Annotated in this window: 19 protein-coding genes; 11 read left to right on the forward strand and 8 right to left on the reverse strand. The window is 68.9% G+C overall.

The window, feature by feature from the left end; translation table 11 throughout:
• Positions 1 to 311: 311 nt before the first annotated feature.
• From trxB to infA, 5 genes are all read left to right on the forward strand, one after another.
• The gene (gene trxB / locus JHW41_RS13815; protein WP_057947444.1) at positions 312 to 1,265 is read left to right on the forward strand and encodes a thioredoxin-disulfide reductase; all 954 of its coding nucleotides are present in this window, start codon (positions 312 to 314) and stop codon (positions 1,263 to 1,265) included.
• Between the two features lie 121 nt (positions 1,266 to 1,386).
• Complete coding sequence (locus tag JHW41_RS13820) at positions 1,387 to 1,830, forward strand: GNAT family N-acetyltransferase (RefSeq protein ID WP_250442680.1); 444 nt, start codon at positions 1,387 to 1,389, stop codon at positions 1,828 to 1,830.
• Positions 1,827 to 3,044: a GNAT family N-acetyltransferase gene (locus JHW41_RS13825; protein WP_428995369.1), complete on the forward strand. Its 1,218-nt coding sequence runs from the start codon at positions 1,827 to 1,829 to the stop codon at positions 3,042 to 3,044. Before JHW41_RS13820 ends, JHW41_RS13825 begins: the two co-directional genes overlap by 4 nt.
• Positions 3,041 to 3,799, forward strand: coding sequence for a leucyl/phenylalanyl-tRNA--protein transferase (gene aat, locus JHW41_RS13830; protein WP_250442682.1), 759 nt, complete (start codon positions 3,041 to 3,043; stop codon positions 3,797 to 3,799). Before JHW41_RS13825 ends, aat begins: the two co-directional genes overlap by 4 nt.
• Positions 3,800 to 3,959: 160 nt before the next feature.
• Entirely contained in the window at positions 3,960 to 4,178 is a 219-nt protein-coding gene (gene infA, locus JHW41_RS13835; protein WP_031372296.1) for a translation initiation factor IF-1, read from the forward strand.
• A gap of 117 nt (positions 4,179 to 4,295) precedes the next feature.
• Here the strand turns inward: infA and JHW41_RS13840 are convergent, their stop codons facing one another.
• Positions 4,296 to 4,511 carry a hypothetical protein gene (locus tag JHW41_RS13840; protein WP_250442684.1) on the reverse strand — a complete coding sequence of 72 codons (216 nt, stop codon included), beginning with the start codon at positions 4,509 to 4,511 and terminating at the stop codon, positions 4,296 to 4,298.
• A 66-nt stretch (positions 4,512 to 4,577) separates the two neighbouring features.
• Positions 4,578 to 4,775: a hypothetical protein gene (locus tag JHW41_RS13845; protein WP_250442687.1), complete on the reverse strand. Its 198-nt coding sequence runs from the start codon at positions 4,773 to 4,775 to the stop codon at positions 4,578 to 4,580.
• Positions 4,776 to 5,442: 667 nt separating this feature from the next.
• Between JHW41_RS13845 and JHW41_RS13850 the strand changes: the two genes are divergently transcribed.
• Together JHW41_RS13850 and JHW41_RS13855 are read left to right on the forward strand one after the other, a co-directional pair.
• Positions 5,443 to 5,793, forward strand: coding sequence for a DUF6491 family protein (locus tag JHW41_RS13850; protein WP_057947438.1), 351 nt, complete (start codon positions 5,443 to 5,445; stop codon positions 5,791 to 5,793).
• A 269-nt stretch (positions 5,794 to 6,062) separates the two neighbouring features.
• Positions 6,063 to 6,413, forward strand: coding sequence for a hypothetical protein (locus JHW41_RS13855; protein ID WP_250442688.1), 351 nt, complete (start codon positions 6,063 to 6,065; stop codon positions 6,411 to 6,413).
• A gap of 75 nt (positions 6,414 to 6,488) precedes the next feature.
• Here the strand turns inward: JHW41_RS13855 and clpA are convergent, their stop codons facing one another.
• Both clpA and clpS read right to left on the reverse strand, forming a co-directional pair.
• A complete protein-coding gene (gene clpA / locus JHW41_RS13860; protein ID WP_250442690.1) occupies positions 6,489 to 8,768 on the reverse strand; it encodes an ATP-dependent Clp protease ATP-binding subunit ClpA in 2,280 nt (759 codons plus the stop codon).
• A 91-nt stretch (positions 8,769 to 8,859) separates the two neighbouring features.
• The gene (gene clpS, locus JHW41_RS13865; RefSeq protein WP_057947436.1) at positions 8,860 to 9,180 is read right to left on the reverse strand and encodes an ATP-dependent Clp protease adapter ClpS; all 321 of its coding nucleotides are present in this window, start codon (positions 9,178 to 9,180) and stop codon (positions 8,860 to 8,862) included.
• A gap of 172 nt (positions 9,181 to 9,352) precedes the next feature.
• Here clpS and JHW41_RS13870 point away from each other — a divergent pair, with 172 nt between their 5' ends.
• From JHW41_RS13870 to hflD, 4 genes are read left to right on the forward strand one after another with little or no spacing between them, the layout of a single operon-like run.
• Positions 9,353 to 9,958, forward strand: a complete 606-nt coding sequence (locus JHW41_RS13870; protein ID WP_250442692.1) for a YbjN domain-containing protein — start codon at positions 9,353 to 9,355, stop codon at positions 9,956 to 9,958.
• 1 nt (position 9,959) lies between these two features.
• Positions 9,960 to 10,457 carry an NUDIX hydrolase gene (locus tag JHW41_RS13875; RefSeq protein ID WP_250442694.1) on the forward strand — a complete coding sequence of 166 codons (498 nt, stop codon included), beginning with the start codon at positions 9,960 to 9,962 and terminating at the stop codon, positions 10,455 to 10,457.
• A 5-nt stretch (positions 10,458 to 10,462) separates the two neighbouring features.
• Complete coding sequence (gene mnmA, locus JHW41_RS13880) at positions 10,463 to 11,623, forward strand: tRNA 2-thiouridine(34) synthase MnmA (protein WP_250442696.1); 1,161 nt, start codon at positions 10,463 to 10,465, stop codon at positions 11,621 to 11,623.
• The gene (gene hflD, locus JHW41_RS13885) at positions 11,623 to 12,231 is read left to right on the forward strand and encodes a high frequency lysogenization protein HflD (RefSeq protein ID WP_250442697.1); all 609 of its coding nucleotides are present in this window, start codon (positions 11,623 to 11,625) and stop codon (positions 12,229 to 12,231) included. The genes mnmA and hflD overlap by 1 nt, the downstream gene beginning before the upstream one ends.
• Before the next feature lie 255 nt (positions 12,232 to 12,486).
• On the opposite strand, the gene JHW41_RS13890 is transcribed toward hflD, so the two are convergent.
• The 4 genes from JHW41_RS13890 to JHW41_RS13905 all read right to left on the reverse strand — a co-directional run bounded on the left by JHW41_RS13890 (position 12,487) and on the right by JHW41_RS13905 (position 16,509).
• Positions 12,487 to 13,047: a hypothetical protein gene (locus tag JHW41_RS13890; RefSeq protein WP_250442699.1), complete on the reverse strand. Its 561-nt coding sequence runs from the start codon at positions 13,045 to 13,047 to the stop codon at positions 12,487 to 12,489.
• Positions 13,048 to 13,231: 184 nt separating this feature from the next.
• Positions 13,232 to 15,817 (reverse strand): bifunctional aconitate hydratase 2/2-methylisocitrate dehydratase, encoded by a 2,586-nt coding sequence (gene acnB, locus JHW41_RS13895; protein ID WP_250442702.1) that lies wholly within the window; start codon positions 15,815 to 15,817, stop codon positions 13,232 to 13,234.
• Between the two features lie 64 nt (positions 15,818 to 15,881).
• Complete coding sequence (locus tag JHW41_RS13900; RefSeq protein WP_078995655.1) at positions 15,882 to 16,280, reverse strand: type II toxin-antitoxin system VapC family toxin; 399 nt, start codon at positions 16,278 to 16,280, stop codon at positions 15,882 to 15,884.
• Between the two features lie 4 nt (positions 16,281 to 16,284).
• Complete coding sequence (locus tag JHW41_RS13905; RefSeq protein ID WP_057947429.1) at positions 16,285 to 16,509, reverse strand: AbrB/MazE/SpoVT family DNA-binding domain-containing protein; 225 nt, start codon at positions 16,507 to 16,509, stop codon at positions 16,285 to 16,287.
• Positions 16,510 to 16,708 lie beyond the last annotated feature (199 nt).

Consider the following 16,708-nt stretch of genomic DNA (forward strand, 5'->3'; position numbering starts at 1 on the left):
GCCGTCCGGAACGCACCGTGACGCGGTTCCGTCGGGCGGGGATGGCCCGCACACGCGGCTTTTTACTCTCACCCCGGCCGCAATGCCAGCTGCGGTTTGGCGGTTCGCGCCGCGCGTCGCGTCGCGCAACGTTGCGTCCGCGCGCCACGCCTTGTTTTGCAGGGGCGGCGCCTCCAAGCTATGCCCTGCTCCGGAATCTTCTACACGCCGGCGTATGGGCCGATGAATCGTTTACAGGCCCCGGCGCTGCGCGAACTTGCGTCGATTCCTTTCTGCGCGCAGCGCATTCCTTACAGCCCGCGATCATATACATGAGCCCAACCAAGCACTCCCGCGTCGTCATCCTCGGTTCCGGCCCCGCTGGCTGGACCGCCGCCGTCTACGCCGCGCGCGCCAACCTCAAGCCGCTGGTGATCACGGGCCTGCAGCAGGGCGGCCAGCTGATGACCACCACCGAGGTCGACAACTGGCCCGGCGACGCGCACGGCCTGATGGGCCCGGACCTGATGGCGCGCATGCAGGCGCACGCCGAACGCTTCGACACCGAAGTGCAGTTCGACCACATCCACACCGCCGACCTGTCCAAGCGCCCGTTCCGCTTGATCGGCGACAGCGGCGAGTACACCGCCGACGCGCTGATCATCGCCACCGGCGCCACCGCCAAGTACCTGGGCCTGCCCTCGGAAGACGAGTACAAGGGCCGCGGCGTGTCCGCGTGCGCGACCTGCGACGGTTTCTTCTACAAGGACCAGGACGTGGCCGTGGTCGGCGGCGGCAACACCGCGGTCGAGGAAGCGCTGTACCTGTCCAACATCGCGCGCAAGGTCTATCTGGTGCATCGCCGCGACACGCTGCGCGCCGAGAAGATCATGCAGGACAAGCTGCAGGCCAAGATCCAGGCCGGCAAGATCGAGCCGGTGTGGCACCACACCGTCGACGAAGTGACCGGCAACGACGCCGGCGTGACCGGGCTCAAGCTCAAGTCGGTGCTCGACGGCTCCAGCCGCGAACTGGCGATCCACGGCCTGTTCGTCGCCATCGGCCACACCCCGAACACCAGCCTGTTCGACGGCCAGCTGGAGATGAAGAACGGCTACCTGACCATCCGCACCGGCCTGGACGGCAACGCCACCCAGACCTCGGTGGATGGCGTGTTCGCCGCCGGCGACGTCGCCGACCAGGTCTATCGCCAGGCGATCACCTCGGCCGGTTTCGGCTGCATGGCCGCGCTGGACGCCGAGAAGTTCCTCGACAAGGACGCCTGAGCGCGAAGTTCTCGCGCGCAAGCCGGACGGGCGCCACGCGCCCGCCGGCCCATGACGGCGACGGGCCGTTCGCCACACCTCGGGTTCGATCCTCCAGCCTCCAGCCTCTAGAGCCGCCACGATGCTGAGCTTCCGCGACGACGCCCTGTCCGATGCCGATTTCGCCGTCGTCCACGGCGTTCTCTCGCAGACCTACTGGGCCGCCGGCATTCCCGCCGAGACCCTGCGCCGCGCGCTGGACGGCTCGCTGTGCTATCGCGGCCACCTCGACGGCGAACTCGTCGCCTTCGCCCGCGCGGTCACCGACCAGGCCACCTTCGCCTATCTGGCCGACGTGTTCGTGGTGCCCGCGCACCGCGGCAACGGCTACGGCCGCGCGGTCGTGGAAGCCTTGATGGCCGACCCGCGCGTGCAGGGCCTGCGCCGCTGGCTGCTGGTCACCAGCGACATGCAGCCGCTGTACGCCAAGCTCGGCTTCACCGCGCTGCCGCGGCCGGAGCAGCACATGCAAAAACACGACCCCGACGTGTACCTGCGCGCCGGCGGGGCCGCGCCCGCGCCGTGAGCGAGGCCGGCGACGCCTACGCCGTGCGCCTGCTCGGCGCGCTCGCCGACGTGCCGGCGGCGCAGTGGGACGCGCTGCACGACGGCGCCAATCCGTTCCTCGCCCACGCTTTCCTGCACGGCCTGGAGGCCACCGGCTGCCTGCGCGAGGACTGGGGCTGGACGCCGCACCACCTCAGCGTCTGGCGCGGCGAGCATCTGGTCGCGGCGATGCCGGCGTACCTGAAGCAGAACTCGCACGGCGAGTTCGTGTTCGACCATGCCTGGGCCCGCGCCTACGAGCAGCACGGCCTGGACTATTACCCCAAGTGGCTGGCGGCGGTGCCCTACTCGCCGGTGACCGGCCCGCGCCTGCTCGCGCGCGAACCCGAGCACCGGCGGTTGCTGCTGCAGGCGATGACGCAATTGTGCGAGCGCCAGGAACTGTCCTCGGCGCACGTGAACTTCCACCGCGAGGACGAAGACGCCGCCTTCGCCGCCGAAGGCGACGGCGCCTGGCTGCAGCGCGTGGACGTGCAGTACCACTGGCGCAACCCGGCCGACCCGCACGGCCTGCGCTGGCGCGACTTCGACCAGTTCCTCGCCGCGTTCGACCACAAGCACCGCAAGAACATCCGCCAGGAACGGGCCAAGGTCGCGCGCGCCGGCGTCGTGTTCCGCACCGTCGAGGGCGCGCAGGCCAGCGACGCCGATCTGGCGACGATGTACGGCTTCTACCGCAGCACCTTCGACCAGTACGGCAACCACGCCGCGCTGACCCTGGACTTCCTGGGCCACCTGGCGCGGACGATGCCGCGGGCGCTGGTGATGTTCCTGGCCGAATACGAAGGCGAGCCGGTGGCCGGCGCGCTGTGCCTGCGCGGCGGCGATACCCTCTACGGCCGCTACTGGGGCGCGCGCGCGCAATTGCCGGGGCTACACTTCGAGACCTGCTACTACCAGGGCATCGAGTACTGCCTGCGCGAAGGCCTGCGCGCGTTCGAGCCCGGCGCCCAGGGCGAGCACAAGCTGGCGCGCGGCTTCCTGCCGGCCGAGGTGCGCAGCCGCCACTGGATCGCCCACCCCGCCTTCCGCGACGCGCTGCGGCCGTGGTGCCGTGAGGAAGCCGCCTCGATCCGGCGCTACGCCGCGACCTTGCGCGCGCATTCGCCGTTCAAGGCGGAGGCTGCCGCCGCCGCCGACGCGCCGCCGGATCGGCCATCATCGGCCGCATGAAGCGCCTGCCGTTCCTGTTGCCCAGCGACCCCGAAGCGCCCTTCCCGCCCGGCGATCGCGCCCTGAGCGAGCCCGACGGACTGCTCGCGGTCGGCGGCGACCTCGGCCCGGCGCGCCTGCTCAACGCCTACCGCAGCGGCGTGTTCCCCTGGCCCAGCGAAGGCTATCCGCTGCTGTGGTGGTGCCCGGACCCGCGCACGGTGTTCCGCACCGACGGCGTGCGGCTGGCCTCCAAGTTCCGCCGCGGCCTGCGCCGCAGCGCCTGGACGGTGCGCGCCGACACCGCGTTCGAGGCGGTCATCGGCGCCTGCGCGGCGGCGCCGCGGCCGGGCCAGGACGGCACCTGGATCGTGCCGGAGATGATCGAGGCCTATACCCGCATGCACCGCCTCGGCCACGCCCACTCGGTCGAGGTGTTCGACGGCGAGGCCTTGGTCGGCGGCATCTACGGCATCGCCATCGGCCGCATGTTCTATGGCGAAAGCATGTTCAGCGCGGTCTCCGGCGGCTCCAAGGCGGCGCTGGCGGCGCTGGCGCGGCGCTTGCACGGCTGGGGCTGGCCGCTGCTCGACGCCCAGGTCGAGAACCCGCACCTGGCCAGCCTCGGCGCCGAGGCCATGCCGCGCGCCCGGTTCCTGGAACGGGCCGGCGAACTGGCGGCCCGGCCCGGCTTCGAGCCCGGCCCCTGGACCGGGCGTTTCGGCACGATGGCCGCGGCGGAACTGGCCGAGCCCCTGCCCGCGCCCGGCGGCTGAGACGCCCACCCGGCGCCCTCCGCGGGCCCGCCAGCGGCCCGATTAACGGATTTTTTGCTCCCAGGCCGCAGCCGTGCCAAAATAAGCGGCTTCGCGGGCGCGCGACGCCCACACACCCGACTCCAGGACTCCTCTGCGAGTCCACCTTCCTGGGAAGCACATGGCAAAAGACGACGTGATCGAATTCGAGGGCACGGTGGCGGAAACTCTTCCGAACACCATGTTCCGCGTGCGTCTCGAAAACGGGCACGAAATCATCGCCCACATCTCGGGTCGCATGCGCAAGAACTACATCCGCATCCTGACCGGCGACAAGGTCAAGGTCGAGATGACGCCCTACGATCTGACCAAGGGCCGGATTACGTACCGCATGAAGTAATGGCGGCAACCTGTTGAAAAAGGCGGCCGATGGCCGCCTTTTTCGTTTCCGGCGCGGCGACGGCACGTCCGTCGCCGGCGTGGAGCGCGCGAGCCTGTGCCGGCCCGCGCCGGGGCGTCACTCGAGCGGGCAGCCGGCGGCGATCAGGCAAACGCTGAACGGCGTTTCGCAATCGCGGGTGCCGTCCCAGCCGCCGTTGTTCATGCAGGCCTGGTACTCGGTCCGGCACTGTTTGCACGCACCGCCCAGACCGCCCGGACCGGCAATCGCCGCGGCCGAGAATGCGAACACGAACGCGGCCAGCGCCGCGAGCAGGGTGTGGCGAGATTTCATACAACCTCCTTATTCATGACTGCGGAAGGCGCGCGGCTCAAACGCGCCCGACGATACGGGCGCAGTTCACCACGGCGGATTCGGGCAGCCGTTGCTCTTCAAGCAGTTCGCGACCTGATACTCGCAGGTCTGCACATCCAGCATCGCCACGCACTTGTTGTAGCGCTGCCAGCAGGTCTGGCAGGCATCGCCGGCCATCGCCGTGGTGACCACCGCGCAACCGAACACGAACGCGGCCATCGCCGCGAGGGAACGCTTCTTCATCGATCGGACTCCTCTTCCTGGTGAGGCGGCATCGCCGCCGCCCGCAAGCCGCGGGCGAGCGGACGCTAGCACCGGCGCCCGGAGGCGCCGACGGCCCCTGGCAAAACCGACAGGGCGCGCGTTGTTGCGCACGTCGCCGATGCGACGCGCAGCGCGTTTCGCGCGTCCATGCGCGCTGCATCTTTGCGCAGCGCAGCAAGGCAACCGGGTCCGCGACCGCCACGACTGAGGCGCTTGCCGACAGCGCGCATCCGCCGGCGCGCCGAAGCGAAGTGCGCACGACGCAACCTCTCGCTTGGATCCACTGCCGCGTTGCGACGACGCAGCCGCCATGTCGCGATGCGCACGCATCGACGCGCGTCGCGCGTCGCGCGTCGTCCGCGCCAGCGCCAGCGCCAGCGTCGGCGCAGCTCACCGGCGCATCGCGGCGCGATGCGAACGACGCACATCGCCGCTGCAACCATCGCGCCCGCGAATGCATCCATGGATCGAACGCATTTCTAGCGACGAAGCGACGTCCACACCGCGGATGCCGCAACGACGCCGCGCGTCTGGGCCGAAGGTCATGCCGTGACGAAGGTCACCGCGACTTTTTCCAGATTTGGCCGCCGCGCGCCGACGCTAGATTTGCGCATACGCCGATCACCCAAGCCCGAGGATACGAAGCATGAAGCTGTTGTCCGCCATCGCCGTCGCCACCGCGCTCGCCGCCGCCTGCGCACCCGCGCTTGCCGCCGAGCCCTTGCAGGACTGCACCGACCTGGGCGCGCAGCACAGCGTGCGCCGCGCCGGCGACGGCGCCGTCGCGATCCGCGACGGCGAGCAGTATTACCGCGCGCAGACGCGCCAGGGCTGCAGCGACCTGAGCTATTCGGGCAAGCTGTCGATCTCCACCGACGATCAGAGCGCGCGCCTGTGCCCGCAAGGCTCGAAGCTCACCACCGAGCGCGATTACTGCTCGATCACGCGGGTGGAGAAGATCGACGCGCAGGCCTACAAGCGCTATACCCGGCGCTGAAGCTGGGCTACCGACGCCGGCGTCGCGTATTCGCGGTCGGCCGGCATCGCAGCGAACTTTGCCGACCCTGGCGGAGAGCGAGCGGCGAAATACAAACACGTCGCGCCCTTGCACATAGCGCACGCACAGACAACAAAAAAACGCAGCAAACGTTTATGCCACAAGTCATGCAGTGACGAAGGTCACCACGACTTTCCTCAGGTCCGCATCGACGTCCGACGCTCTAGATTTCCGCCCAAGCCTGCGCCACCACCCACGAGGAAGTTTCGATGAAGCTGTTCACTGCCGTTGCCCTAACCGTCGCGTCGCTGGCCTGTGCGCCGAGTGCGTTCGCCGACCCGCTCGATGCCTGCGTCGATCTGGGCAGCTCCCATGAGGTCCGCCGCGCAAGCGGCCGCTTGGCGGTGATCAAGGACGACGACCGCTACTATCGCGTCAGCGTGATCAACGGTTGCAGCGACCTGAGCAACACCACGCGTCTGTCGGTGTCCACCGAAAAGCAAGCCGGCCGCCTGTGCCCGAGCGGCTCGACCCTGACCACCGTGCGCGACAGCTGCGACATCGCCGCGGTAGAGAAGATCAACGAAGGCACCTACAAGCAGTACACCCGCCGCCGTTGAGGCCCGCGGGCAATCCCAAAGAAAAAGGCGGCCCACGGGCCGCCTTTTCCGTTCCGCCGCAAGCGCGGCCGGCAATTACGCCGTCGCCGGCAACAGCTTCTCCGGCTCGGCCTGAGCGTCGACCACGAGACGGTCGTCCTTGACGTCGATGCTGACCCGACCGCCGCCGACCAGCTTGCCGAACAGCAGTTCGTCGGCGAGCGGGCGCTTGATCTGGTCCTGGATCACCCGCGCCATCGGTCGCGCGCCCATCAGCGGGTCGAAGCCGTGCTGGGCCAGCCAGTCGCGCGCGCTCGGGGTGGCCGAGAGCGAGACGTTCTTCTCGTGCAGCTGGGTCTCCAGCTCGATCAGGAACTTGTCCACCACCCGCAGGATGTGGTCGAAGCCCAACGCCTGGAACTGCACCACCGCGTCGAGGCGGTTGCGGAATTCCGGCGAGAAGCCCTTGCGGATGACTTCCATCGCGTCGGTGGAGTGGTCCTGCTTGGTGAAGCCGATCGAGCGCCGCGAGGCCTGCGCCGCGCCGGCGTTGGTGGTCATCACCACGATCACGTTCTTGAAGTTGGCCTCGCGCCCGTTGGTGTCGGTGAGCGTGCCGCGGTCCATGACCTGCAACAGGATGTTGAAGATGTCCGGATGCGCCTTCTCGACCTCGTCCAGCAGCAGCACGCAGTGCGGAGTCTTGACGATCTTCTCGGTCAGCAGGCCGCCCTGGTCGAAGCCGACGTAGCCCGGAGGCGCGCCGATCAGGCGGCTGACCGAATGCGGCTCCATGTACTCGGACATGTCGAAGCGCACCAGCTCGATGCCCAGCTGCAGCGCGAGCTGCTTGGTCACCTCGGTCTTGCCGACGCCGGTCGGGCCGGCGAACAGGAAGTTGCCGATCGGCTTGTCCGGATTGCCCAGACCCGAGCGCGCGAGCTTGATCGCCGAGGCCAGGGTCTCGATCGCCGGGTCCTGGCCGAAGATCACCATCTTGAGGTTGCGCTCGAGGTTCTTGAGCACGTCCTTGTCGCTGGCCGAGACCTGCTTGGTCGGGATGCGCGCCATCTTGGCCACGATCGTCTCGATTTCCTCGATGTCGATCAGGCTCTTGCGCGCGCTCTCCGGCAGCAGGCGCTGGCGCGCGCCGGCCTCGTCGATGACGTCGATGGCCTTGTCCGGCAGCAGGCGGTCGCCGATGTGCTTGACCGACAGGTCGACCGCCGCCTGCAGCGCGTCGTCGGCGTAAGTGACGCCGTGGTGCGACTCGTACTTGGGCTTGAGGCCCTGCAGGATCTGGTAGGTCTCGCCGACCGTCGGCTCGACGATGTCGATCTTCTGGAAGCGCCGCGCCAGCGCGCGGTCCTTCTCGAAGATGCCGCGGTACTCCTGGAACGTGGTCGAGCCGATGCAGCGCAGCTCGCCCGAGGACAGCGCCGGCTTGATCAGGTTGCTGGCGTCCATGGTGCCGCCGCTGGCCGAACCGGCGCCGATGATGGTGTGGATCTCATCGACGAACAGGATCGACTCGGGCTGCTTCTTGAGCTGGGCCAGCACCGCCTTGAGCCGCTTCTCGAAGTCGCCGCGGTACTTGGTGCCGGCCACCAGCGCGCCCAGGTCGAGGGCGAAGATGGTGGCGCCGCGCAGCACCTCGGGCACTTCGCCGTCGACGATGCGCTTGGCCAGGCCCTCGGCGATCGCGGTCTTGCCCACGCCGGCCTCGCCGACGTAGAGCGGGTTGTTCTTGCGCCGCCGGCACAGCACCTGGATGGTGCGCTCGACCTCGTCGGCGCGGCCGACCAGCGGGTCGATCTTGCCGTCGCGGGCGAGCTGGTTGAGGTTGCTGGCGAACTCGGCCAGGGCGTCGGACTTGCCGTCCGCGTCCATGCCCTCGGCCGGCTTGGCCTCTTCCTCGTGGTGGGCGTGGCCGTCTTCGCCGCCCTGCTTGACGATGCCGTGGGACAGGTAGTTCACCACGTCCAGGCGGGCCACGTCCTGCTGGTTGAGGAAGTAGACCGCGTGCGAGTCCTTCTCGCCGAAGATCGCCACCAGCACGTTGGCGCCGGTGACCTCCTTCTTGCCCGAGGACTGGACGTGGTAGACCGCGCGCTGCAGCACGCGCTGGAAGCCCAGGGTGGGCTGGGTGTCGCGGTCGACGTCGTCGGGCAGGACCTGGACCGAGGTCGCGATGGCCTGCTCCAGGTCGCTGCGCAATCGCGCGAAGTCGACGCCGGTGGCCTTGAGGACGGCCTCGGCGGACGGGTTGTCGAGTAGTGCGAGCAGCAGGTGTTCGACCGTCATGTACTCGTGGCGCGCCTCGCGGGCGCGCTTGTAGCACTGGCCGATGCTGTATTCGAGATCCTTGCTGAACATGGGGACGGAGCCTCCAGGACGTATGCTCGCTACGTGGGGGCGCTCGCCGGCTTTTCCATGCCCCGCCCCAGGGGGATGCTTCAGCTCCCTTTTAGGCCTTTTCCATCGTGCACAGCAAGGGGTGCTGATGCATCCTTGAAAATTCGTTCACCTGCGCTACCTTCGATTCGGCGACTTCGCGCGTGAAGACGCCGCATACGCCGCGGCCGCGGGTATGCACGTGCAGCATGATCTGGGTGGCTTTTTCGACGTTCATCGGGAAAAAGCGCATCAACACCTCGACTACGAAGTCCATCGGGGTGTAGTCGTCGTTGAGCAGCATTACGGAATACAGCGGCGGACGGGCGAGCTCGGGCTTGCCGGCTTCCACCAGGACCCCGTGGCTGTGTTCGTGATCGGTCTGTTTGGCCATGCGAAGATTATAGACTCCTGCCCTCTCAGGACGCGGCCCCTGTCACGCGCGCGGCGGTCGCGGCGCGGCGTTGGACGCATCCGCGCCCGCATTGCAAAATGCCGCAGCGCCGCCATCTGTAGCGGTGCCGTCGGTGCAGATTGCGCCGATGCCCGCGAATTCAAGGACCCGCATGCGCCCCATCTCCGGCTTTCCGACCGGCTCCACGTTCCGCCTCGCCGGCGCCGCGCTGCTCGCCGCGCTGGCCGCCGCGCCCGCGTGGGCGGACCCGGCCAAGCCCGGCGCGTCGGCCGCGACCTCGACCGACGGGACCAAGGCCGCCGCCAAGCCGGCGCGCGAGGACAAGGCCGAGGGGGCCGCGTCCAAGGACGGCGACCCGGCCCTGCGCGCGCAGCTGCAGGCGCTGGGCTACAAGTACGAGGTCGACGAGGACGGCGACTTCGTCCTCACCTTCGCCCTGGACGAGCAACGCAGCCAGATGGCCTACGTGCTCTCGCGCACTCAGCGCTACGGCTCGCTGAAGGTGCGCGAGATCTGGTCGCCCGCCTACCGCAGCGCCGACCGCGGCGCGCTGCCGGCGGCGGTCGCCAACCGCCTGCTCGAGGACGGCCAGCTCAGCAAGCTCGGCGGCTGGGTCAGCCAGGACGGGGTCGCGGTGTTCGTGGTCAAGCTCGACGCCGACGCGTCGCAGCAGACCCTGGACGATGCGATCGACTATGCGGTGCGGGCAGCCGATCAAATGGAAGCCGAACTCACCCCCGGCCAGGACGAATTCTGACGTGAGCTACCGCGAAGGCCGTTTCTGGCAACCCGACGTGACCGTTGCCACCGTGGTGGTCGACGACGGCCGCCTGCTGATGGTCGAGGAGACCGTCGGCGGGCGCCTGGTGCTCAACCAGCCGGCCGGCCATCTGGAGCCGGACGAGAGCCTGCTCGAAGCCGCGCTGCGCGAGACCCTGGAAGAGACCGGCTGGCAGGTGCGCCTGACCGCCTTCGTCGGCGCCTACCAATGGAAGGCGCCGGACGCCTCCGCCGGCGGCAGCGGCCGCCACTACCTGCGCTTCGCCTTCGCCGCCGAGCCGGTCCGCCACGATCCGCAACGGCCGCTCGACGAAGGCATCGTCCAGGCGCTGTGGCTGACCCCGGCCGAGCTGCAGGCGCGCGCCGGCGACCACCGCAGCCCGCTGGTGTGGCAGGTCGCCGCCGACTACCTCGGCGGGCGCCGCCATTCGCTCGACCTGGTCCAGCACTTCGCGGACACCGCAGCACCGCGCTGATGGCCATGGCACGGTCGGCGGACACCATCGTGGGCATGTCGGGCGGGGTCGATTCCTCGGTCGCCGCGCTGTTGCTGCGCGATTCCGGACAAGCCCTGTCGGGATTGTTCATGCAGAACTGGGCCGACGACGGCAGCGGCGACTGTCGCGCCGAGGACGACCGCCGCGACGCGGTCGCGGTGTCCGGCCGGCTCGGCCTGCCGATCCACTTCCGCGATTTCTCCGGCGAGTACTGGGCCGGGGTGTTCGAACACTTCGTCGCCGAATATGCGGCCGGGCGCACGCCGAATCCCGACGTGCTGTGCAACCGCGAGATCAAGTTCAAGCATTTCCTCGACGCCGCGCGCGAACTCGGCGCCGACTACATCGCCACCGGCCATTACGCCCGGGTCGATGAGGCCGGCGGCCGCTTCCGCCTGCTCAAGGCGCTGGACCGGAGCAAGGATCAGAGCTACTTCCTGCACCAGCTCGGCCAAGCCCAGCTGGCGGCCACCCGCTTTCCGCTCGGCGAGCTGATCAAGCGCGACGTGCGCGAGATGGCGCGGGCGGCGAACCTGCCGACCGCGGCCAAGAAGGACTCCACCGGCATCTGCTTCATCGGCGAGCGCGACTTCCGCGAGTTCCTGGCCCGCTACCTGCCGGCGCGCGAAGGCGAGATTCGTGCCGTCGACAGCCGCGCCGTCGACGGCCGCGTCGTCGGCCGCCACCCGGGCGTGTTCTATTTCACCCTCGGCCAGCGCGAGGGTCTCAACATCGGCGGCGTTCGCGGCTTCGAGCAGGCGCCGTGGTACGTGGTCGGCAAGGACGTAGCCAGCAACGTGCTGTACGTGGACCAGGGCAGCGACACGCCGTGGCTGCGCTCGCAGGCGCTGGTCACCGAGACCGCGCACTGGATCGCCGGCCATCCGCCCGGGCGCCGCTTCGCCTGCGCCGCACAGACCCGCTACCGCCAGCCCGACCAGTCGTGCGAGGTCGAGGTCGGCGAGGACGGTACCCTGTCGGTGCGCTTCGCCCAGCCGCAGCGCGCGGTCACTCCCGGCCAGTCGCTGGTGCTGTACGCCGGCGAGGAATGCCTCGGCGGCGCGGTGATCGCCGCCACCGACGCGCCGGTGCCGGGCCTGCGCGCGGCCTCCCCTTTCCCGACGACTTTGACGACGAATCCGTAATGGCCGAACTTTCCGAACGCGTCCTCGCCCTCGCCGGCCTCGCCCAGGCGCTGGCCCAGGTGCGGCGCATCGCCGACACCGGCCAGGCCAACGCCAGCGTGCTGGAAACCGCGCTGGAGTCGGTGTTCCGCATCGACGCCTCCTCGCCCACGGCGGTGTACGGCAGCGTCGCCCAGCTGCGCCCCGGCCTGGTGCTGGTGCAGGACTACTTCACCAGCCGCAGCCACGACGAACACCTGCCGCGGCTGGCGTTGGCGGTGCTGCAGTTGGAGCGCCGCTTCGTCCAGGACGCGGCGATGGCCGACAAGGTCCTGGGCGGCATCCGCGCCCAGGCCGACCAGGCCCAGCGCCTGGGCAGCAGCCACCCAGACGTGATCGCCGCGCTCGGCACGCTCTACGCCGACACCCTGAGCCACCTGCGCCCGCGGGTGCTGGTCCAGGGCAACCCGCATTACCTGGGCCAGCCCGGGGTGGTCGCCGAAGTGCGCGCGGTGCTGCTGGCCGCGGTGCGCTCGGCGGTGCTGTGGCGCCAGCTCGGCGGCAGCTACTGGGACTTCCTGCTGCGCAAGCGGGCGATGGTCGATGCGACCGAGGCGCGGCTGGATTGAGCCGGGCGGGCGGCCGCCAGCGGCGCTGACGTCGGCCTGAGCCCGCGCGTCCGGTTCGCAGGATTCGCGCGGCTTCGCGCAGACGCAGGTTCGGGATGGTGCGCGGTCGCGGCTTGCGCCGCTCCTACCGCAGGCGCAAGTCGTCGCGTATCGGCATGGGGTTCCTGCAGGAGCGGCGCAAGCGGCGACCGCGCCGATCCAACCGCCGCGCCGGCCTGGAGTCTCCGCGACTCCCAGGCCAGGCGCCTTGGCGGGTCACCACACCATCTTGTACTCGCATCCCACCATGGTCTTGCCCGGATGGGTGCTGAGCGTGCTGACCGTCTGGGTGACGGTGGCGTCGATCCCGTCGCCGAGCGCTTCGCGCCGCAGTTCGCGCGTGCGGATGTGCTTGGCCAGCGGCTCGTCGCTGGGCTTGAGCTTGAACTGCTTGGACAGCGCGTCGGCGACGTCGCCGTCGATCACAGCGAGCAGGCCCTCGCCGGCCATCATCACCTGCTTGGTCGAGTGGCCGTAGACCTTGATCGGCTCGGGCATCTCGAAGATGGCCACGAACGTGTTCGCGTCCTTGGCGTTGCGCCATCCCGCCAGCGCCGGCTGCACCTCCTCCGGCTTGTCGTAGTACAGCGGGGTCAGCGCGCTGCCCATGCGCATGAACTCCTCGCGCGTGGCTTCGCAGGTCACGATCTTGGCCAGTTCGGCGCGCACCTGCGCGGCGTCGCGGTAAGGCGCTTCGGCGGCGCTCGCGGCCAGCGGCAGGACCAGGGCCAGCGCCGAGGCGGCGACGGATGCGAAGCGGGACAACGAACGGTTCATGGCGAAATCCTTCTCGGGGGACGGAATGAAGACGAACGAGGGCATCCGCCGCCCCCGCTCGTGCGGCGCAGCGTGAACGTTCGTCGGCCCGGCGTAAAGCGTTTCGCGAGCGCCCGACCGAAAAAGAAAAACCCCGGCGCGAGGCCGGGGTTTTCTCGATCCGCCGCTGACCGGGCGGAACCGATCAGGCGGCGACGGTGTCGGCGACCTGCTTGTAGTCCTGGATCTGATCGAAGTTCATGTAGCGGTAGATCTTGTCGCCGTTGGCGTTGATCACGCCGATGTCGGCCATGTACTCCTCGCGGGTCGGGATCCGGCCCAGACGCGAGCAGATCGCGGCCAGCTCGGCCGAACCCAGGTACACGTTGGTGTTGCGGCCCAGGCGGTTGGGGAAGTTGCGGGTGCTGGTGGAGAACACCGTCGCGCCCTCGCGCGCCTGCGCCTGGTTGCCCATGCACAGCGAGCAGCCCGGCATTTCCATGCGCGCGCCGGCGGTGCCGAAGGTGCCGTAGTGGCCTTCCTTGGTGAGCTCGGACGCGTCCATCTTGGTCGGCGGCGCGACCCACAGACGGGTCGGGATGTCGCGCTTGCCTTCCAGCAGCTTGGCGGCCGCGCGGAAGTGGCCGATATTGGTCATGCACGAACCGATGAACACTTCGTCGATGACCGCGCCGGCGACGTCGGACAGGGTCTTCACGTCGTCCGGGTCGTTCGGGCAGGCGACGATCGGCTCGACGATTTCGTTGAGGTCGATCTCGATCACCGCGGCGTACTCGGCGTCGGCATCGCCTTCCAGCAGCTGCGGATTGGCCAGCCAGCCTTCCATCGCCTTGATCCGGCGCGACAGCGAGCGCGGGTCGGCATAGCCTTCGGCGATCATCCACTTCAGCAGGGTGATGTTGCTGGTCAGGTACTCGATGATCGGTTCCTTATCCAGCTTCACCGTGCAGCCGGCGGCGGAACGCTCGGCCGAGGCGTCGGACAGCTCGAACGCCTGCTCGACCTTGAGCTGCGGCAGGCCTTCGATCTCGAGGATGCGGCCGGAGAAGATGTTCTTCTTGCCCTGCTTGGCGACGGTCAGCAGGCCCGACTTGATCGCGGCCAGCGGGATCGCGTTGACCAGGTCGCGCAGGGTCACGCCGGGCTGCATTTCGCCCTTGAAGCGCACCAGCACCGACTCGGGCATGTCCAGCGGCATCACGCCGGTGGCCGCGGCGAACGCGACCAGGCCGGAGCCGGCCGGGAACGAGATGCCGACCGGGAAACGGGTGTGCGAGTCGCCGCCGGTGCCGACGGTGTCGGGCATCAGCATGCGGTTGAGCCACGAGTGGATCACGCCGTCGCCCGGGCGCAGGGCGATGCCGCCGCGGTTGCTGATGAAGGCCGGCAGCTCGTGGTGGGTCTTGACGTCGACCGGCTTCGGATACGCCGCGGTGTGGCAGAACGACTGCATCACCAGATCGGCCGAGAAGCCCAGGCAGGCCAGGTCCTTCAACTCGTCGCGGGTCATCGGGCCGGTGGTGTCCTGCGAACCCACCGAGGTCATCTTCGGCTCGCAGTAGGTGCCCGGGCGGATGCCCTGGCCCTCGGCCAGGCCGCAGGCGCGGCCGACCATCTTCTGCGCCAGCGAGTAGCCCTTGCCGCTGTCGGCCGGGTTCTGCGGCAGGCGGAACAGCGTGGACGGGGCCAGGCCCAGCGCTTCGCGCGCCTTGGCGGTCAGGCCGCGGCCGACGATCAGCGGGATGCGGCCGCCGGCGCGGACTTCGTCGAGCAGCACGTCGGACTTCAGCGCGAATTCGGCGATCAGCTCGCCGTTCTTGAACGCCTTGCCTTCGTACGGACGCAGTTCGACCACGTCGCCCATGTCCATCTGCGACACGTCGAGTTCGATCGGCAGCGCGCCGGCGTCTTCCATGGTGTTGTAGAAGATCGGCGCGATCTTCGAGCCCAGGCACACGCCGCCGAAGCGCTTGTTCGGGATGAAGGGGATGTCCTCGCCGGTGAACCACAGCACCGAGTTGGTCGCCGACTTGCGGCTGGAGCCGGTGCCGACCACGTCGCCGACGTAGGCGACCAGATGGCCCTTGTCCTTCAGCGATTCGATGAAGGCGATCGGGCCGCGCTTGCCGTCTTCTTCCGGCTCGATGCCGTCGCGCTTGTTCTTGAGCATCGCCAGCGCGTGCAGCGGGATGTCCGGACGCGTGGTCGCGTCCGGCGCCGGCGACAGGTCGTCGGTGTTGGTTTCGCCGGTCACCTTGAACACGGTGACGGTCATCGACTGCGGCACTTCCGGCTTGCTGGTGAACCACTCCGCGTCGGCCCAGCTCTGCAGCACGGCGCGGGCGTTGGCGTTGCCCTTCTCGGCCTTCTCCTGCACGTCGTGGAACGCATCGAACATCAGCAGGGTGTGCTTGAGCGCATCGGCGGCGACGGTGCCGACTTCGGCGTCGTCGAGCAGTTCGATCAGCGGATGGATGTTGTAGCCGCCGAGCATGGTGCCCAGCAGCTGGGTGGCGCGGGCGCGCGGGATCAGCGCGTTCTTCTCCGTGCCGAAGGCGACTGCGGCCAGGTAGGAGGCCTTGACCTTGGCCGCGTCGTCGACGCCGGCCGGGACGCGGTGGGTGAGCAGGTCCAGCAGGAACTCGCCCTCGCCGGCCGGCGGGGCCTTCAGCAGCTCGATGACTTCGGCGGTCTGCTGGGCGGTCAGGGGCAGCGGCGGAATGCCCAGCGCGGCGCGCTCGGCAACGTGGTGGCGATAGGCTTCCAACATAAAGATTCTCCGCGTGGATCTGGTGGTGTGGTGCGCTAAAAAACGAATGATGTCGAACGGGGGCTCAGGCTTGCGGCACGATCAGCTTCAGGCCCTTGAAGTAGTCGCGATAAAACGTGTCGTTCCAGGTGATCAGGCCGTCGCACTGGAGCAAGGCGTGGGCGCCGACCAGGAAACCGCCGAAGCCGCGCGGCTCGCCGCCGCGCTGGCGGTGGCGCCGGTGCATCTCGCCCGCGCGCAACGCCGACTTGGCTTCCAGCGCGCTGAAGTGGATGCCCATTTCCTCCAATGCTTCCTGCGCTTGCGCGCCGCCGCGCAGCGCCGCGCAGATCTCGGCCAGGCTGACGTCGCACACGACCACGCGGCCGCCGACCAGGCTCTGGCGCAGGCACGACTCGACCGCGTCGGCCTGCGGGCCGTCGCTGAGCAGTTCGATCAGCACCGGCGAGTCGACCGCGATCATCGGCTCATTCCTCGTCGCGCATCGAGCGCGCGGCGTCCTCGCCGGAGTCGAAGCCGTCCAGGGCGAACTTGCCGCGCGCCTTGGAGATCGCATCGTCCACGCTCTTGCGCAGGATGATCCGGCTGCCGTCGAGTTCGACCTTGAGCAGCGTGCCCTTGGTCAGGCCGAGGGCGTCGCGCACCGCTTTGGGGAGGGTGATCTGACCCCGCTCGGCGACGGTGGCTTCCATGAGTACGCTCCAGAAAGTATGTACTCATTATACATACTTAAGCCCTTCCCGGGGCTCGGCTGGCGGACGTAGCCGGGACGGCCGCTATCTGGGCGGAGCGACGCGATCCGATAAAAATTCATATTTTACATGAGGTTATATAGACCTTACTGCCATCGCCGCGGCCACCAGCTGGCCGCAGCGCACACGCGCCGCCGAT

The organism is Lysobacter enzymogenes (genome assembly GCF_023617245.1).
Classification (GTDB): Bacteria; Pseudomonadota; Gammaproteobacteria; order Xanthomonadales; family Xanthomonadaceae; genus Lysobacter; species Lysobacter yananisis.

What these genes read in the sequence shown, in the direction of transcription:
- acnB (WP_250442702.1), bottom strand. Translation starts at nt 15,817, where the DNA reads ATGTTGGAAGCCTATCGCCACCACGTTGCCGAGCGCGCCGCGCTGGGC.
- JHW41_RS13840 (WP_250442684.1), bottom strand. Translation starts at nt 4,511, where the DNA reads ATGAAATCTCGCCACACCCTGCTCGCGGCGCTGGCCGCGTTCGTGTTC.
- infA (WP_031372296.1), top strand. Translation starts at nt 3,960, where the DNA reads ATGGCAAAAGACGACGTGATCGAATTCGAGGGCACGGTGGCGGAAACT.
- JHW41_RS13850 (WP_057947438.1), top strand. Translation starts at nt 5,443, where the DNA reads ATGAAGCTGTTGTCCGCCATCGCCGTCGCCACCGCGCTCGCCGCCGCC.
- JHW41_RS13905 (WP_057947429.1), bottom strand. Translation starts at nt 16,509, where the DNA reads ATGGAAGCCACCGTCGCCGAGCGGGGTCAGATCACCCTCCCCAAAGCG.
- JHW41_RS13855 (WP_250442688.1), top strand. Translation starts at nt 6,063, where the DNA reads ATGAAGCTGTTCACTGCCGTTGCCCTAACCGTCGCGTCGCTGGCCTGT.
- trxB (WP_057947444.1), top strand. Translation starts at nt 312, where the DNA reads ATGAGCCCAACCAAGCACTCCCGCGTCGTCATCCTCGGTTCCGGCCCC.
- mnmA (WP_250442696.1), top strand. Translation starts at nt 10,463, where the DNA reads ATGGCACGGTCGGCGGACACCATCGTGGGCATGTCGGGCGGGGTCGAT.
- clpS (WP_057947436.1), bottom strand. Translation starts at nt 9,180, where the DNA reads ATGGCCAAACAGACCGATCACGAACACAGCCACGGGGTCCTGGTGGAA.
- aat (WP_250442682.1), top strand. Translation starts at nt 3,041, where the DNA reads ATGAAGCGCCTGCCGTTCCTGTTGCCCAGCGACCCCGAAGCGCCCTTC.
- JHW41_RS13870 (WP_250442692.1), top strand. Translation starts at nt 9,353, where the DNA reads ATGCGCCCCATCTCCGGCTTTCCGACCGGCTCCACGTTCCGCCTCGCC.
- JHW41_RS13845 (WP_250442687.1), bottom strand. Translation starts at nt 4,775, where the DNA reads ATGAAGAAGCGTTCCCTCGCGGCGATGGCCGCGTTCGTGTTCGGTTGC.
- hflD (WP_250442697.1), top strand. Translation starts at nt 11,623, where the DNA reads ATGGCCGAACTTTCCGAACGCGTCCTCGCCCTCGCCGGCCTCGCCCAG.
- clpA (WP_250442690.1), bottom strand. Translation starts at nt 8,768, where the DNA reads ATGTTCAGCAAGGATCTCGAATACAGCATCGGCCAGTGCTACAAGCGC.
- JHW41_RS13820 (WP_250442680.1), top strand. Translation starts at nt 1,387, where the DNA reads ATGCTGAGCTTCCGCGACGACGCCCTGTCCGATGCCGATTTCGCCGTC.
- JHW41_RS13890 (WP_250442699.1), bottom strand. Translation starts at nt 13,047, where the DNA reads ATGAACCGTTCGTTGTCCCGCTTCGCATCCGTCGCCGCCTCGGCGCTG.
- JHW41_RS13900 (WP_078995655.1), bottom strand. Translation starts at nt 16,280, where the DNA reads ATGATCGCGGTCGACTCGCCGGTGCTGATCGAACTGCTCAGCGACGGC.